The organism is Streptomyces sp. NPDC002776 (assembly GCF_053592195.1).
Genome location: NZ_JBSFVG010000019.1, coordinates 93,866 through 112,434 on the forward strand (window position 1 = coordinate 93,866; position 18,569 = coordinate 112,434).

2 protein-coding genes are annotated in these 18,569 nt (G+C 74.1%); both read right to left on the reverse strand.

What is annotated here, in order from left to right; all coding sequences use genetic code 11:
- Nucleotides 1-22 precede the first annotated feature (22 nt).
- Nucleotides 23-12,853 (reverse strand): SDR family NAD(P)-dependent oxidoreductase, encoded by a 12,831-nt coding sequence (locus ACWD11_RS30045; RefSeq protein ID WP_451286743.1) that lies wholly within the window; start codon nt 12,851-12,853, stop codon nt 23-25.
- A gap of 60 nt (nt 12,854-12,913) precedes the next feature.
- Nucleotides 12,914-18,547 (reverse strand): SDR family NAD(P)-dependent oxidoreductase, encoded by a 5,634-nt coding sequence (locus ACWD11_RS30050; protein ID WP_451286745.1) that lies wholly within the window; start codon nt 18,545-18,547, stop codon nt 12,914-12,916.
- Between the last annotated feature and the right edge of the window lie 22 nt (nt 18,548-18,569).

The following is an 18,569-nucleotide window of genomic DNA, read 5'->3' on the forward strand; positions in this document are numbered from 1 at the left end:
CCGTCTTCTCGGGTCTGTCGTCTCAGCAGTCGGAGTCGGCATCCCCGAGGGCCATCCGGACGAGGTCGTCGACCTCCATGTCCGCGATGGCTTCGGTGGTTCCGTCGTCGTCGCTGGGGGTGTTCGGTGCGGTTTCGTCCCGGGCGAGCCGCAGCAGCGTCTCGGCGAGGCCCGCCTCGCGGAGGCGGTGGAGCGGGATGGCGGCGAGCGCGCGGCCGAGTTCGGCGTCCCCGGTCTCCTGGTCCGGGGCGGCGGGTGCGGCGGTGGTTCCGGTGTCCGGCGCGACCTTGGCGAGGAGGTGCCGGCTGAGGGCGAGCGGGGTGGGCTGGTCGAAGACCACGGTGGTGGCGAGGCGGACGCCGGTGGCGGCGCCGAGCCGGTTGCGCAGTTCGACCGCGGTCAGGGAGTCGAAGCCGAGGTCCTTGAAGGGCCGGTTGGCTTCGACGGCCCGGGGGCCGGTGTGGCCGAGGACCGCGCTCGCGTGGGTGCGCACCAGGTCCAGCAGGTGGTGCTCGCGTTCGGGGGCGCTGAGTCCGGCGAGGGCGGCGGTGAGGGCGGCGGCGCCGTCCGCGGTCGACCGGGTGTCGGCGGCGCGGCCCCGCCCGCTGACCTTGACCAGGGCGCGGAACAGGGGGCGGACGTCGGCGGTGGTGCGGGCGCGGGCCCGCATCAGGGGCAGGTCGAGCCGGACGGGGAGGACCAGGGTCTCGTCCAGTCGGCGGGCGGCGTCGAAGAGGGCGAGGCCGGTGTCGCTGTCCATCGGCTTGACCAGTCCGTTCTGACGGACCCGGTCGGCGGCGGTGCGGTCGAGGTGGCCGGTCATGGCGCTGGCCTGCTCCCACAGGCCCCAGACGAGGGAGAGGGCGGGCAGTCCCTGGGCGCGCCGCTGGTGGGCGAGGGCGTCCAGGAAGGTGTTGGCGGCGGCGTAGTTGGCCTGTCCGGCGCCGCCGCCGATCCCGGCCACGGAGGAGTAGAGCGCGAACAGGGCGAGGTCGCGGTCGCGGGTCAGCTCGTGCAGATGCATGACGGCCTCCGCCTTGGGACGCCACACCTGGGCCAGCGTCTCGGGCCCGTGCGCGGCGAGCACACCATCGGCCAGGACCCCGGCGGCGTGGACGACGCCGGTGAGCGGATGCGCGGCGGGTACGGCGGCGAGGGCGCGGGCCAGTTGCTCGCGGTCAGCCGTGTCGCAGGCGACGATCTCGGCGGTGGCACCCAGCTCGGTCAGTTCGGCCAGGAGGTCACCGGCGCCGGAGGCGTCCGGTCCCTGCCGGCTGGTGAGCATCAGGTTCCGTACGCCGTGCCGGGCGACCAGGTGGCGGGCGAGGAGGGAGCCGAGGGTGCCCGTGCCGCCGGTGATCAGGACGGTGCCGTCGGGGTCGAGGACCGGCGGCATGGAGAGGACGACCTTGCCGGTGTGCCGGGCCTGGCTGATGTGCCGGAACGCCACCGGGGCCCTGCGGACGTCCCACGTGGTCACGGGCAGCGGCCGGAGCGCTCCGGTGGCGAAGAGCCGCAGGATGTCGGTGAGCATGTCGCCGATGCGGCCGGCCCCGGCGTCGGCGAGGTCGTAGGCCGCGTAGGAGACACCGGGGTGGTCCTCGGCGACGCGGGCGGGGTCACGCCGGTCGGTCTTGCCCAGCTCCAGGAACCGGCCGCCGCGCGGCAGCAGGTCGAGGGAGGCGTCGACGTACTCGCCGGCCAGGGAGTTGAGGACGATGTCGGCGCCGGAACCGCCGGTGGCCGACTTGAACGTGTCGCGGAAGTCGAGGTCCCGGGAGGAGGCGATCCGTTCGTCCGGCAGACCGAGTTCGCGCAGCGCCTCCCACTTGGCGGGGTGGGCGGTGGCGAGGACGGTGGCGCCGAAGTGCCGGGCGAGCTGGATCGCGGCCATTCCGACGCCGCCCGCGCCCGCGTGCACCAGGACGGAGTCGCCCTCCTTCACGGAGCCGAGGTCGACCAGGCCGTAGTACGCGGTCAGGAACGCCACCGGCACGGACGCCGCCTGCTCGAACGACCATCCTTCCGGTACGGGGGCCAGGACCCGCTGGTCGGTGACGGCGAGCGGGCCGAGGGCGCCGCCCATGAGGCCGAGGACCCGGTCACCGGGGGCGAACCGCGTGACGCCGGGCCCGACCTCGGTGACGACTCCGGCGCCCTCGCTGCCCATGACGGTCTGGCCGGGGACCATGCCGAGGCCGATCAGGACGTCGCGGAAGTTGACGCCCGCGGCACGGACGCAGACCCGGACCTCTCCGGCGGCGAGCGGCGCGGTGGCCTCCGGGTACGGCAGGAGGGTCAGCCCGTCCAGGGTTCCGGAGGTGGCCGTGTCCAGCCGCCAGGCGGCGCCCGGGGGCGGGACCAGGGCGTCCGATCCTCCGGGGCGCACCAGCCGGGACACCAGCGGGGTGCCCTCGCGCACGGCGACCTGGGTCTCGTCGGCCGCCAGGGCGGCGGCGAGCGCCGCTGCGACGGCGGCGCCGCCGGGTTCCTCCGCCGGGTCCAGGTCGAGCAGGAGGAAGCGGCCCGGGTTCTCCGACTGGGCGGAGCGGATCAGGCCCCAGGAGGGCGCGGCGGCCAGGTCGGTGAGGTCGGCGTCCCGGCCGGTGGAGACCGCGCCCCTGGTCACGACGGCGAGCCGGGAGTCCGCCAGCCGCTCGTCCGCCAGCCACTCCTGGGCGAGGGCGAGGACGTCCGCGGTGACCTGCCGAGCCGAGTCGGCCGGGAAACCGGCACCGGGGGCGGGCGGCGACCAGAGAACCGCCTCGGGAACCGGCGCGCCCGCCTCGACGGCCGCCTGCAGCGCCGCCAGATCGTGGTGCGCGACCGCGCCGGAGGGCAACGGCACCGTGTCGCCGAGCACCGCCCAGCGGTCCGCGCGTATGCCGTCCGGCACCGGCACCGGGATCCAGTCGACGACGAAGAGGGAGTCGGCCTCCGGCGCCTCGGAGGCGGCGAGTTGATCGGCGGTGACGGTCCGCAGCACCAGTGAGTCCACGGCGGCCACGCGAGCGCCGGTCACATCGGCGACCTGAACGCTCAGGGAGTCCTCCCCGGCCGCGGCGATCCGCACCCGGAGCCGCTCGGCACCGCCCGCGAACAGCGAGACACCGGTCCAGGCGAACGGCAGCCGCAGCGCGGCCGGATCGCCGCCGAAGGAGCCGAAACCGATGGCGTGCAGGGCGGAGTCGAGCAGCGCGGGGTGAACGCCGAAGCGGGCCGCCGAGGCGTGCTCCTCCTCCGGCAGGGCGACCTCGGCGAAGACCTCCTCGCCCCGCCGCCAGACGGCCAGCAGGCCCTGGAAGACGGGCCCGTAGCCGTATCCCGCGGCAGCGGCCGTCGGATAGAACGCCGACACGTCCACCGCCTCGGCGCCGGGCGGCGGCCAGGCGGTGAGGTCGATCGCGGACGCCGGATCGACCGGCTCCGCACTCACCAGCCCTTCCGCGTGCCGCAGCCACGGATGGTCGTGCTCGGCGCCCTCGGGCCGGGAGTAGACGGCCAGTTCGCGCACCCCGCCCTCGTCCGGCGCTCCGACGACCACCTGGACCTGCACTCCCGAGTCCGCCGGGACGACCAGGGGCGCGTGCAGGGTGAGTTCGCCGAGGTGCCCGCAGCCGACCTCGTCCCCGGCCCGGATCGCCAGCTCGACGAACCCGGTACCGGGCAGCAGGACCGTCCCGGCGACGGCGTGGTCGGCGAGCCAGGGGTGGGTACGGGTGGAGAGCCGCCCGGTGAGCACGACCCCGCCGTCCGCGGCGAGACTGACGGCGGCACCCAGCAGCGGGTGATCGGTGGTGGCCAGACCTGCGCCGCTGACATCGGCGGTGGTGGCGCTGGCCTCCAGCCAGTAGCGCTGGTGCTGGAAGGCGTACGGGGGCAGGTCGACGCGATTGACGGGGCGCCCGGCGTAGACGGCGGACCAGTCGATGTCGGTGCCGTGGACCCAGAGTTCGGCGGCACTGGCGAGGAAGCGGGCGTTTTCGTCCTCGTCCCGGCGCAGGGTGCCTACGACGGTGACCGGCTGTTCCGCCGCCTCGGCGATGGCCTGCACGCCCATGGTGAGCACGGGGTGGGCGCTGACCTCGATGAGGGTGTAATTGCCTTGTTGCAGGGCTACTTGGACTGCTTCGGTGAAGCGCACCGGACGGCGCAGGCCCTCGTACCAGTACGAGGCGTTCATGGTCGTCGTGTCCAACACCTCGCCGGTGACGGTGGAGATCACCGGGATGCGGGAGGTCTGCGGTGTCACCGGCGTAAGGACGTCGAGGAGTTGGGCCTTGATGTCCTCGACATGGGCGGAGTGCGAGGCGTAATCGACCGGGACCCGCCGGGCCCGTACACCAGCGGCCTCCGCCACCGAGGCGATCTCCTCCAGGGCTTCCGGATCACCGGCAACGACCGTGGCATCGGGACCGTTGAAGACGGCTATCGAGACCCGCTCGCCATACGACGACACCCACTGCGATGCCTGCTGCGGGCCGGTCGCCAGCGCCAGCATCCCGCCACGGCCGGCCAGTTCGTCCCGGACCGCGGCGGACCGCAGCGCCACCACCTGGGCGGCGTCCTCCAGACTCAACGCACCAGCCACCACCGCAGCCGCGATCTCCCCCTGCGAATGGCCGATGACGGCAGCGGGCTCGATGCCCAATGACTCCCATACAGCCGCCAGGGAAACCATGACCGCCCACAGCACCGGCTGGACCATGTCGACCCGCTGCATCCAGGCGTCGTCGTCGCCGGTGAGCACCTCGGTCAACGACCAGTCCACGTACGGCCCGAGCGCTCTCTCGCACTCCCCGATCCGCGCCGCGAACACCGGCGAGGACTCCAGCAGCCCCCGCCCCATCCCCAGCCACTGCGCCCCCTGCCCCGGGAACACGAACACAGCGCCGGAGCCTGAACCCACCACACCGGAGACGACGTTCCCCGTCACCCGACCCGACGCCAGTGCGGCCAGGCCCCCGGTCAGCTCACCGGTGTCCCCTCCCCAGACGACCGCACGGTGTTCCCACGGGGAGCGGCCGGAGGCGAGCGTCCAGCCGGCGGAGACGGGGTCGGCGTCCGTGAGCGCTTCGGCGAGGGAGGCGGCGCGGGCGGTGAGTCCTGCCGCGCTGCGGGCGGAGAGCGGCCACGGCACGACGGGCGAGACGGACAGGCCCTCGGGACCGGCGACCACGACGGGCGCCGGTTCGGCCCGGGTGTCCTCCGGGGCTTCTTCTACGATGACGTGGGCATTGGTTCCCGAGATCCCGAAGGACGACACTCCGGCCCGGCGGGGGTGGCCGTTCGCCGTCCAGTCCTGCTCCTCGGCCAGCAGTCGTAGGCCGCCTGCCGTCCAGTCGATGTGCGGGGTGGGTTCGTCGACGTGCAGGGTGCGGGGCAGTACGCCCGCCCGCATCGCCATCACCATCTTGATGACGCCCGCGACACCGGCCGCGGCCTGCGTGTGCCCGATGTTCGACTTGATCGAGCCGAGCCACAACGGCCGGTCGGGGTCCCGGTCCTGGCCGTAGGTGGCCAGGAGGGCGGCGGCCTCGATCGGGTCACCGAGCGTCGTCCCCGTACCGTGTGCCTCCACCGCGTCCACCTCGGCGGCGGTCAGCCCGGCGGCGGCGAGTGCCTGGCGGATGACGCGCTGCTGGGAGGGGCCGTTGGGGGCGGTGAGGCCGTTGGAGGCGCCGTCCTGGTTGACGGCCGAGCCGCGGACGACCGCGAGGACGCGGTGGCCGTTGGCGCGGGCGTCCGACAGCCTCTCCACGAGCAGCATGCCGACGCCTTCCGCCGGGCCGAAGCCGTCGGCGTCGGCGGAGAAGGCGCGGCAGCGGCCGTCCGGGGAGAGGCCGCGCTGGCGGCTCATCTCGACGAATCCGGCCGGGGTGCAGACGACGGTCACCCCGCCGGCGAGGGCCATGTCGCACTCGCCGCTGCGCAGCGCCTGGACGGCCATGTGCAGGGCGACCAGGGAGGAGGAGCAGGCCGTGTCGACGGTGACCGCCGGGCCTTCGAGGGCCAGTTGGTAGGCGATGCGGCCGGAGGTGACGCTGAGCATGTTGCCGGTGCCGAGGAAGCCCTCGACCTCGTCGGGGACCGAGTCGAGCCGGGAGAGGTACTCCGAGTTGAGTGCCCCGACGAAGACTCCGGTCTGGCTGCGGCGCAGCGAGGCCGGGTCGATGCCGGAGCGTTCGACGGCCTCCCAGGAGACCTCCAGCGCGAGCCGCTGCTGCGGGTCCATGGCCAGGGCCTCGCGCGGTGAGATCCCGAAGAACTCGGCGTCGAACCCGGCGACGTCGGCCATCAGTCCGGCGCCGCGCAGGTAGGTCTTGCCGCGGACGTCGGGGTCGGCGTCGTAGAGCGACTCCATGTCCCAGCCGCGGTCGGCGGGGAAGACGGTGACGGCGTCGCGGCCGTCGCCGACGAGGCGCCACAGGTCCTCGGGCGAGCCGACGCCGCCGGGGAAGCGGCAGGCCATGCCGACGATCGCGATCGGTTCGTCCGGCACCGCCGCCGTGACGGGGGCGGTGGCGGAGTCGTCCCGTACGCCGGACAGCTCACCGGCGACGAGGCGGGCCACCGCGGCCGGGGTGGGGTGGTCGAAGGTGAGGGCGGCCGGGAGGCGCAGACCGGTGGCCGCGTTGACGCGGTTGCGCAGCTCGACGGCGGTGAGGGAGTCGAAGCCGAGGTCCTTGAAGGGGCGTTCGGCGTCGACGGAGCCCGGGGTGGTGTGGCCGAGGACGGCGGCGACATGGGAGCGGACCAGGTCGAGCAGGTGACGTTCGCGTTCGGCGGGCGCCAGCGCGGCGATCCGTGCGGCGAGTCCGGCGAGGGAGCCGGTGCGGTCCGCCTCCCCGGTCTCGGCGGTGCGGCGGGCGGTGCCGCGCACGAGGCCGCGGAGCAGCGGCGGCACCGGCCTTCCGGCGACGGCGGCGCGCAGGGCGGCGGTGTCGACCTGGGCGGCGACGAAGTGGGCCTCGTCACGGGCGGCGGCGGCGTCGAAGAGGGCGATGCCGGTCCGGTCGGTGAGAGGGACGAAGCCGTTCTTCGCGACCCGGTTGATGTCGGTGTCGGCGAGGTGTCCGGTCATGGCGCTGGCCTGTGCCCACAGACCCCAGGCGAGGGAGGTGGCGGGCAGTCCCTGGGCGCGGCGGTGCTGGGCGAGCGCGTCCAGGAAGACGTTCGCGGCGGCGTAGTTGGCCTGTCCGGGCCCGCCGAAGACGCCGGAGGCGGAGGAGTAGAGCACGAACAGGGCGAGGTCGGCGTCGCGGGTCAGCTCGTGGAGGTTGACGGCGGCGTCGACCTTGGGCCGCCAGACGGCGGCGAGTTGGTCCGGGGTGAGGGAGGTGACCAGGCCGTCGGCGAGGACGCCCGCCGCATGGACGACACCCGTCAGGTTCAGGCCGTCCAGGAGGGCGGCGAGCTGGTCGCGGTCGGCTGCGTCACAGGCGGCGACGGTCGCGGTCGCCCCCAACTCGCCCAGCTCGGCTATGAGTTCGGCTGCTCCCGGTGCCGCCGGGCCGGTGCGGCTGGTGAGGAGGAGGTTGCGGACGCCATAGTCCGTGACCAGGTGGCGGGCGAGGAGCGAGCCGAGCGTGCCGGTGCCGCCGGTGATGAGGACCGTGCCGTCCGGGTCGAGGGCGGGCGGCGCGGTGAGGACCACCTTTCCCGTGTGCTTGGCCTGGCTCATGTGCCGGAACGCCTCGGGCCCGCGCCGGACGTCCCAGGTCGTGATCGGCATGGGCCGCAGCGCGCCCCGCCGGAACAGCTCCAGCACCTCGGCCAGCATCTCGCCGCAGCGCTCCGCTCCGGCTTCCTTCAGGTCGTACGCCCGGTAGACGACGCCCGCGTGATCGCGCGCCACCTGTTCGGGGTCGCGCTTGTCGGTCTTGCCCATCTCCAGGAACCGTCCGCCGCGCGGCAGCAGGTCGAGGGAGGCGTCGACGAACTCGCGGGCGAGGGAGTTGAGAACGATGTCCACGCGCTGGGCACTGAACTTCTCCCTGAACTCGAGATCCCGGGAGGAGGCGATCCGGTCGTCCGTGAGCCCCAGGCCGCGCAGCACGTCCCACTTGCCGGGACTGGCCGTGGCGAGGATGTCGGCGCCGAAGTGCCGGGCGAGCTGGATCGCGGCGATCCCGACGCCGCCCGCGCCCGCGTGGACGAGGACGGTGCGCCCCGGTCCGATGCCTCCGAGGTCCATCAGCCCGTAGTAGGCGGTCAGGTAGGCCACCGGCACGGAGGCGGCCTGCTCGTACGACCAGCTCTCGGGCACCGGCGCCACCATGCGCGCGTCGGCCACGGCCAGCGGGCCGAAGCCGCCGTCGACGATGCCGACGACGCGGTCACCCGGGGCGAAGCGGGTGACCTCCGCGCCCACTTCCAGCACGACGCCCGCGCACTCGCTGCCCATGACCGTCTGGCCGGGCACCATGCCCAGCCCGATCAGCACGTCCCGGAAGTTCACGCCGGTGGCGCGGACCCCGATCCGGATCTCACCGGGGGCCAGTTCGGCCGCCGCCTGCGGAGCGGGCAGCAGCCGCAGGCCCTCCAGGGTGCCGGAGGCGGCCGTGTCCAGCCGCCAGGCCCGCTCGCCGGCCGGGGGCACGAGTGCGCCGCCCGTGTCGGCACGGGTCAGCCGCGGTGCCAGCACCTCGCCGGAGCGGACCGCGACCTGCGACTCGTCCGCGGTCAGCGCGGCGGCGACGGCGTCGGTGACCTCGTCGACCGCCTGCTCGCCGGGGTCGAGGTCGACCAGCAGGAACCTGCCCGGCGCCTCGGTCTGGGCGGTACGGACCAGCCCCCAGACGGCGGCCGCCGCCAGGTCCGGGATGTCCTCGTCGGTCCGGGTGGCCACCGCGCCCCGGGTGACCACGGCCAGCCGGGACTCCGCCGGCGCGTCGTCGGCGAGCCACTCCTGGAGCAGGGCGAGCAGGGCGGCCGTCACCGCCTCCGCGTCCCGGGCGAGCCCTGCGCCGGACGCGGCGGGCGGCACGTACAGGACCGTGCGCGGGGCCGGGACCCCGGCCTCCACGACCTCACGGAGCCCGGCGAGATCCTGGTACGAGTCGACGGCCACGCCCGCGACCTGCACGGCGGCGGCCAGGCCGAGGGGGTCGTCACCGACGACCGCCCAAGCGGCCGAAGTCTCGGCCGCCACCGCCGGTACGGAGCTCCACCGCAGCGCGAACAGGCCGTCGCTGCTCGGCGATACAGCCGCCGCCACCAGCTCGGGGCGCACGGGTCGCAGCGCCAGGGAACCCACGCGAGCCACCGGGCGGCCCGCCGCGTCGGCGACGTCGATGGTCACGGCGTCCGGACCCACCGGCCGCAGCCGTACCCGGGCCGCCGCCGCTCCTACGGCCGCCAGCGCCACCTCGGACCAGGCGTACGGCAGCCGCACCACACCCTCGTCCCGGCCGTCGTCCCCGCCGAACCGGCCGAGGCCGATCGCCTGCAGCGCCGCGTCCAGCAGAGCCGGGTGGACACCGAAGCGGGCGGCGTCCGCGTGCTGCTCCTCCGGCAGTTCCACTTCGGCGTAGACCGCGTCGCCGAGCCGCCAGGCCGTGCGCAGACCGCGGAAGGCGGGGCCGTATCCGTACCCGGCCGCCTCCGCCTCGGTGTAGAAGGCGGCGAGGTCGACGGCTTCGGCGCCCTGCGGAGGCCAGACGGTCAGCTCGGCCTCGGGCTCGGGCGCGACGGGGGTCGCGGCCGCGAGGACGCCCTCGGCGTGGCGGGTCCACGGCGTGTCCACGGTGGCGTCGGTCTCGGGCCGGGCGTGGACGCTCAGGGCCCGGCGGCCGGTGTCGTCGGGGGCCGCGACGACGACCTGGACCTGCACGCCCGCGCTCTCGGGGAGGAGGAGCGGGGCGTGGAGGGTGAGTTCGGTGAGATGCCCGCAGCCCACCTCGTCCCCGGCGCGGATCGCCAGTTCCACGAAGCCGGTGCCGGGGAAGAGGACAGTGCCCGCGACGGTGTGATCGGCGAGCCACGGATGGGTCCGGGTGGAGAGCCGGCCGGTCAGCACCAGTCCCCCGTCCGCCGCGAGACTGACGGCCGCCCCGAGCAGCGGATGCCCTGCGGCACCGAGACCCAACTCGGCGGGGTCACCCGCGGAGCCGGCCGACTCCAGCCAGAAGCGCTCCCGCTGGAAGGCGTACGTCGGCAGATCGACCCGGGTGGCGGCACGGCCGGCGTAGACCGCCGACCAGTCGATGTCGGTGCCGTGGACCCAGAGTTCGGCGGCGCTCGCGATGAGGCGGGCACTCTCGTCCTCGTCCCGTCGCAGGGTGCCGACGACGGTGACCGGCTTCTCCGCCGCCTCCGCGATGGCCTGCACGGCCGTGCTGAGGACGGGGTGCGCACTGATCTCGATGTGCCGGAAGTGGCCCTGTTCCAGGGCGACTTGAACTGCTTCGGTGAAGCGCACCGGCTGGCGCAGGCCCTCGTACCAGTACGCGGCACCCATGGTCTCGCTGTCCAACACGGCACCGGTGACGGTGGAGATGAGCGGGATGCGGGAGGTCTGCGGTGCCACCGGGGCGAGGGCTTCCAGCAGCTTGGCCCTGATGTCCTCCACATGGGCGGAGTGCGAGGCGTAATCGACCGGAACCCGCCGCGCACGAACACCAGCGACCTCCGCCACCGAAGCGATCTCCTCCAGGGCTTCCGGATCACCGGCAACGACGGTGGCATCGGGGCCGTTGTAGACGGCTATCGAGACCCGGTCGCCATACGACGACACCCACGCCGCCACTTGCTCCGGACCGGTCGCCAGTGACAACATCCCGCCACGACCGGCCAGTTCATCCCGGATCGCAGCTGAACGCAGCGCGACCACCCGAGCCGCGTCCTCCAGGCTCAGCGCACCGACCACCGCAGCAGCCGCGATCTCCCCCTGCGAGTGACCGATGACAGCCGCCGGAGTCACACCGAAGGACTCCCACACAGCAGCCAGCGACACCATGACCGCCCACAACACCGGCTGGACCATGTCCACCCGCTGCATCCACCCGTCATCGTCACCGGTCAGCACCTCGCTCAACGACCAGTCCACGAACGGCCCCAGCGCCGCCTCACACTCCCCGATCCGCGCCGCGAACACCGGCGAGGACTCCAACAACCCCCGCCCCATCCCCAACCACTGCGACCCCTGCCCCGGAAACACGAACACCGGCGCACCCGACGCCACAGCCGCACCCGACACCGCATTACCCGCGACAGCACCCGACGCCAGCGCCCCCAGCCCAGCCGTCAGTTCGGCGCGCTCCCGCCCCCACACCACCGCCCGATGCTCCAGCGCCGTACGCGAAGCCCACAGGCTCCACCCCACATCCACCGGTTCACCCGACACCCCCGCCAACCGACCCGCCTGCGCAGCCAACGCTCCCGCCGTACGCCCCGACACCAACCAGGGCACTACAGGCCACCCAGCACCGGCGGCGACCACCGGCTCCGGCGCCGGCTCTGGGGGTGCCTCCTCCAGGATCACGTGCGCGTTCGTCCCGGAGATACCGAAGGAGGACACCGCCGCGCGTCGCGTCCCGCCCTCCTCTGCCGCGTCCCAGGTTCGCGGTTCGGTGAGCACGGAGACGTGGCCGGCCGTCCAGTCCACGTGCGGGGTGGGCTCGTCCACGTGCAGGGTGCGGGGCAGTACGCCCGCCCGCATCGCCATCACCATCTTGATGACGCCCGCGACGCCCGCGGCGGCCTGCGTATGACCGATGTTCGACTTCACCGACCCCAGCCACAACGGCCGTTCCGCCGAGCGCTCCTGGCCGTACGTGGCCAGCAGCGCATGTGCCTCGATCGGGTCGCCCAGCGTCGTGCCCGTGCCGTGGGCCTCCACCGCGTCCACGTCGCGCGGGGTGAGGCGGGCGCTCTCCAACGCCTGCTGGATGACGCGCTGCTGGGAGGGGCCGTTGGGGGCGGTGAGGCCGTTGGAGGCGCCGTCCTGGTTGACGGCGGAGCCACGGACGACGGCGAGGACGCGGTGGCCCTTGGCGCGGGCGTCCGAGAGGCGTTCCACGGCGAGCACGCCGATGCCCTCGGACCAGCCGGTGCCGTCCGCTGCGGCCGCGAAGGCCTTGCAGCGGCCGTCGGCCGACAGACCGCGCTGGCGGCTGAACTCGACGAAGACGCCGGGGCTCGGCATGACGGTGACGCCGCCCGCCAGGGCGAGGTCGCACTCGCCGTTCCGCAGTGCCTGGACCGCGAGGTGCAGGGCGACCAGTGACGACGAGCAGGCCGTGTCGACGGTGACCGCGGGGCCTTCCAGGCCCAGGGTGTAGGAGAGGCGCCCGGTGAGGACGCTGGTGGCGTTGCCGGTCAGGGAGAAGCCGCTGACCTGTTCGGGGACGTTCAGCATGTCGGTGAGGTAGCCGAAGCTCGACGCGCCGACGAAGACGCCGGTGCGGCTGCCGCGCAGGGAGCCGGGGGCCATCCCCGCGTGCTCGAACGCTTCCCAGCCCGTCTCCAGCAGGAGCCGCTGCTGGGGGTCCATGGCTAGTGCTTCGCGCGGTGAGATGCCGAAGAACTCGGCGTCGAACCGGTCGGCGTCGTGCAGGAAGCCGCCCTCGGTGACGTAACTCTTGCCGGGTGTGTCCGGGTCGGGGTCGTACAGGTCCTCGGCCCAGCCCCGGTTGACGGGGAAGGGGGTGATGCCGTCGCCGCCCTCCGCGACCAGCCGCCACAGGTCGTCGGCGGAGGTGACGTCGCCGGGGAAGCGGCAGGCCATGCCGACGATGGCGATCGGCTCGTGGCTCTTGGCCTCGGTCCGCTGCAGGCGCTGACGGGTCTCCTGGAGGTCGGCGGTGACCAACTTGAGGTACTCACGGAGCTTGGCTTCGTTGCCGGACATCTGCCTTTGTCTCCAGGAGGGGTTGGGGCGGGCGCTGGGGAGCGGGGGTGCTCGGGGTGGTCAGCCGAGGCCGAGTTCCTTGTTGATCAGGGCGAACATCTCGTCGTCGGTGGCGGTGTCGAGGGAGGCGGTCGCTTGCGGCCCGGCGCCCAGGGGGGTGCCGTCGGGCGCTTCGGGGCTGTCGTCCTCGTCGGTGGCTTCCAGTCGCCAGACCAGTGACTGGAGGCGCTTGAGGAGCGCGGAGCGGCCCCGGGCGGTGGGCGGGGCGGCGGCCAGGGCCGCCTCCAGCCGCTCCAGTTCACCGAGGGCGGTGGGTTGCCCCTCGTCCTCGGGGGTGAGTCGGCTGTTGAGGTGGGCGGCGAGCGCGCGGGGGCTGGGGTAGTCGAAGACGAGGCTGGTGGGCAGGCGCAGTCCGGTGACGGTGCCGAGCCGGTTGCGGAGTTCGACGGCGGTGAGCGAGTCGAAGCCGAGGTCGTTGAAGTCGCGGTCGGCGTCGACGGCGACCTCGACGGAGCTGCCGTGGGCCAGCACTTCGGCCACATGGCCGCGGACCAGTTCCTGGAAGAGGGCGAGGCGTTCCTTGGCGTCCTTGCCCGCGAGTTGCCGGGCGAGGCTCGGGCCGCCGGTGTCGGTGGCGCGGGCAAAGGCGCGCCGGGGCGGGGTGGGGAGGATGCCGCCGAGGATGGGGGGCACCATGCCGGCCTGGGCGTTCCGTCGCAGGGTGGCCATGGAGATCTCGACGGCGACGAGCAGGGCGTCGCCGCCGGCGCTCGCCGTGTCGAGGAGGGCGAGGGCCGCCGGGGAGGAGAGCGGGGCGAGCCCGGAGCGGGTGATGCGGTCCAGGTCCGCCTGGTCGAGGCGGACGGTCATCCCGCTGGTCTCACCCCACAGGCCCCAGGCGACGGAAGTGGCGGGCAGGTCGTGGGCGCGGCGGTGATGGGCGAGCGCGTCCAGGAAGGCGTTTGCGGCGGCGTAGTTGGCCTGGCCCGGGCCGCCGAAGACGCTGGCGGTGGAGGAGAACAGGACGAACGCGGACAGGTCGAGGTCGCGGGTGAGGTGGTGGAGAGTGAGGGCGGCGTCCAGTTTGGGGCGCAGCACGGCCTCCACCTGGTCGGGGGTGAGGGCGGTCAGGACGGCGTCGTCGACGACTCCGGCGGCGTGGACGACCGCGGTCAGCGGGTGCTCGGCGGGGATCTTGTCGAGGAGGGTGGCCAGTTCGCCGGGGTCGGCGACGTCGCAGGCGATGATCTCGGCGTCGGTGCCGAGCCGGGCCAGGTCGGCCACGAGGGCGTCCGCCCCGGGGGAGTTGTCGCCGGAGCGGCTGGTCAACAGGAGCCTGCGGACGCCGTGGTGCCCGGCAAGGTGGCGGGCGACCAAGGTGCCGAGTGTGCCGGTGCCGCCGGTGATGAGCACGGTGCCCTCGGTGCGCCAGGGGGAGGTGCGGTCGTCGGGACCGGTGGGGGTCCAGCGGGCGAGGCGGGGCACGAGGACGCGCTCGCCGCGCAGGGCGGCCTGCGGCTCCCCCGCGGCCAGGGCGGCTCGTACCGCGTCGGCCAGCAGCTCGCGTTCCGCCCCGGTGGCGTCCTCGGCGTCCACCAGGAGGAAGCGGTCGGGGTGCTCGCTCTGGGCGGTGCGGACGAGGCCCCACAGCGGGGCGTGGGCGAGGTCGGTGACGTCCTCGCCGGTACGGGTGGCGACGGCGCCGGCGGTGACGAGGACCAGGCGGGTCTCGGCGAGCCGTGAGTCGGCGAGCCATGCGCGCAGGGTGGCGAGGGTGGTCCGGACGGCGTCGTGCGCGGTTTCGGCGTCGTGGGGGGTCTCGGCGTCGTGCGCGGTTTCGGCGTTAGGCGCGGACGGGTCGGCGGGAGCGGCGCAGGCAAGCAGCACCACGGGGGGCGCGGGGACGCCCGCGTCGAGTACGGCGGTCAGCGCGGCCAGGTCCGGGTACGCGGAGACGGTCGTACCGGCGTACTGCAGGCCCGCGGCGAGGGCCAGCGGGTCGGGGCCGAGGGTCGCCCAGGCCTCGTCGTGCGGTGTCTCGGGCAGGGTCGTGTCGAGGGGCTGCCAGTCGAGGCGGAAGAGCCGGTCGCCATGGACGGGGGCGGCCGGGAGCTGGTCGGGGCGCAGCGGGCGCAGGGTGAGGGATGCGGCGGTGAGCACCGGGCGGCCGGTCGGGTCGGCGACGGCGACGGCCGGGGAGGTGCCGTCGGGGCCGCCGGGGGTGAGGGCCACCCGGAGCTGTCCGGCTCCGGCGGCGTGCAGGGTGACGTCCCGCCAGGCGAAGGGCAGGCGGATGGTGTGGGTCTCGGCGTCGGCGAGGACGCCGAGCGGGTGCAGGGCCGCGTCGAGGAGGGCGGGGTGCAGGCCGTAGGCGTCGGCGTCCGCGCGGACGGCTTCGGGCAGCGTGATCTCGGCGTAGACCTCCTCCCCCCTGCGCCAGGCGGCGGTCATGCCCTGGAAGGCGGGGCCGTAGCCGTAACCGGCGGTCTCGGCGGCGGCGTAGAAGCCGGTGACGTCGACCGGCTCCGCGCCGTCCGGCGGCCAGGCCGTGAGGTCGGCGGGGGTCGTGTCCTGGGCGTCGGCCAGGATGCCTTCGGCGTGCGTGGTCCAGGGGGCGTCCGGGCCCGCGTCCTCGGGGCGGGAGTGGACGGCGAGGGAGCGCTGCCCGTCCTCCTCGGGGGCACCGACGACGACCTGGATCTGCACACCACCCTGTTCAGGCAGGACCAGGGGCGCCTGAAGCGTCAGCTCGCGCACACTCCCGCAACCGACCTCGTCACCGGCACGCACCGCCAGCTCCACGAAGGCCGTCCCCGGCAGCAGCACAGTCCCCGCCACCGCGTGATCGGCGAGCCAGGGGTGGGTCCGGGTGGAGAGGCGGCCGGTCAGCACGGCACCGCCGTCCGCGGCGAGGCGCACGGCCGCGCCCAGCAAGGGGTGACCGGCCGCGGCGAGGCCGAGTCCGGCGGGGTCGCCGGAGCCGTCGTGGACCTGGAGCCAGTAGCGCTCACGCTGGAAGGGGTACGTGGGCAGGTCGACGGGGTGCGGATCGCGCCCGGTGAAGTGGGCGGCCCAGTCGACGTCGACGCCGCTGGTCCACAGCCGGGACACCGCCTGCGTGAACGTCTTCACCTCGCCGTGGCCCCGGCGCGTGGCCGGGAGGAACAGGCCCTCCACGTTCTCGGCGCCCATCGCGGTGAGCGTGGCGTCCGGGCCCAGCTCCAGGAACTTGCTCACCCCGGCCCCGGCCAGCCACGCCATGCCGTCCGCGAACCGCACCGACTCCCGGACGTGCCGGACCCAGTACTCGGGGGTGCGTATCTCGTCGCCCGCCACCCGGCCCGACACGTTCGAGACGACGGGGATGCGCGGCTCGGCGTACGCGACCTCGGCGGCGACCCGCTCGAACTCGCCCAGCATGGGCTCCATAAGCGAGGAGTGGAAGGCGTGCGAGACGGTCAGCCGCCGGGTCTTGATGCCCGCCAGGTCGAAACGCTCGCGCACCGCCTCGACATCCGACACCGAGCCCGACACCACCACCGACGTCGGCCCGTTCACCGCCGCCACGTCGACCGCGTTGCCGAGGGTGGCGAGGACGTCGCGCACCTGGGAAGTGCCCGAGCGCACCGCGAGCATCGCCCCGCCCCCGGGCAGCGCGTCCATCAGTCCCCCGCGTGCCGCGACGAGCCGGCAGGCGTCCTCCAGCGAGAACACGCCCGCCACATGCGCGGCGACCAGCTCACCGACCGAATGCCCCATCAGGAAGTCGGGACACACGCCCCAGGACTCCGCCAGCCGGTACAGGGCGACCTCGACCGCGAACAGCCCGGCCTGTGTGAACACCGTCCGGTCCAGCAGCCCGCCCGTCTCGTCCGACAGCGCCTCCACCAGCGACCCCGGCAGCAGCCCTTCGAACCCGGCGCACACCTCGTTCAGCGCCCGCGCGAACACCGGGAACTCGGCGGCCAGTTCAGCGCCCATCCGCGCCCGCTGCGACCCCTGCCCCGTGAACAGCAGCGCGAGGCGCCCGTCCACCGTCCCGTCGGAGGACTCCACGGCAGCCAGCCCCGCCGTCAACTCCGCACGGTCCCGCCCCCACACCACCGCCCGATGCCCCAACCCGGCCCGACCGGTCGCCAGCGACCACCCCACATCCACCGGATCCAGCTCGGCAACGACCCCCGACAGCCGCCCGGCCTGCGCCACCAACGCCTGCGCCGAACCGGCCGACAGCACCCACGGCAGCAGCCCGCCGACCTCAGCCGGGGCGGATGACGGCTCGACGGGCTCTGCCGGACCCTCCTCCAGCACCACGTGGACGTTCGTCCCGCTGATCCCGAACGCGGAGACGGCGGAGCGCCGCGGACGGCCCGTGGCGGGCCAGGGCGTCGGCTCGGTGAGGAGGGAGACGCTTCCGGCGGACCAGTCGACGTGCGGGGTGGGCTCGTCGACGTGCAGGGTCTTGGGCAGTACGCCCGCCCGCATCGCCATCACCATCTTGATCACGCCCGCCATACCGGCCGCGGCCTGTGCATGGCCGATGTTCGACTTGATGGACCCCAGCAGCAGCGGACGGTCGGGGTCCCGGCCCTGGCCGTAGGTGGCGAGCAGGGCCCGGGCCTCGATCGGGTCGCCCAGCGGGGTGCCGGTGCCGTGTGCCTCGACGGCGTCCACGTCGGCCGGATTGAGGCGGCAGTTCAGCAGCGCCTGCCGGATGACGCGCTGCTGGGCCTGGCCGCTGGGGGCGGTCAGGCCGTTGGAGGCGCCGTCCTGGTTGAGGGCGGAGCCGCGGACGACCCCCAGCACCCGGTGGCCGTTGCGGCGGGCGTCGGAGAGCCGTTCCAGGACGAGGACGCCGGCGCCCTCGGACAGGCCCATGCCGTTGGCGTCGGCGGCGAAGGCCTTGCAGCGGCCGTCGGCGGCGAGTCCGCGCTGGCGGCTCCAGCCGCTGAACTCGTCGGAGGTGGACATGATGGCGACGCCCGCGGCGACCGCGAGGCCGCACTCCTCGCCGCGCAGCGACTGCGCGGCGAGGTGGAGGGCGGTCAGCGAGGAGGAGCAGGCGGTGTCCAGGGTGACGGCGGGGCCTTCGAGGCCGAAGGTGTAGGCGATCCGGCCGGAGACGATGCTGCTGGCGCTGCCGGTGACGAGGTGGCCCTCGACGCCTTCGGGGACCTGGTGGATGCCGGAGCGGTAGTCGAGCGGGTTGCAGCCGACGAACACCCCGGTGGCGGTGGAGCGCAGGGAGGTGACGGGGATCCCGGTCCGTTCGAAGGCCTCCCACACGACCTCCAGCAGGATCCGCTGCTGCGGGTCCATGGCCACCGCCTCGCGCGGCGAGATCCCGAAGAGTGCGGCGTCGAAGCGGTCGGCGTCGTGGAGGAAGCCGCCCTCGCGGACGTAGCTCTTGCCGTGCCGGTCGGGGTCGGGGTCGTAGAGGTTGTCCAGGTCCCAGTCGCGGTTGTCGGGGAGGCCGCCGATGGCGTCGCCGCCTTCGGTGACGAGCTGCCACAGCTGCTCGGGCGAGGTGATGCCGCCCGGGTAGCGGCAGGCCATGCCGACGATGGCGATCGGCTCGCGGTCCTTCTCCTCCACGGCGGCGAGGCGGTTCTGGGTGTGGCGGAGGTCAGTGGTCACCCGCTTGAGGTATTCGAGGAGCTTCGCTTCGTTCTGCGCCATCGTCGACATCTCCACTGTTGCTGGGTGGTCGGGCCGG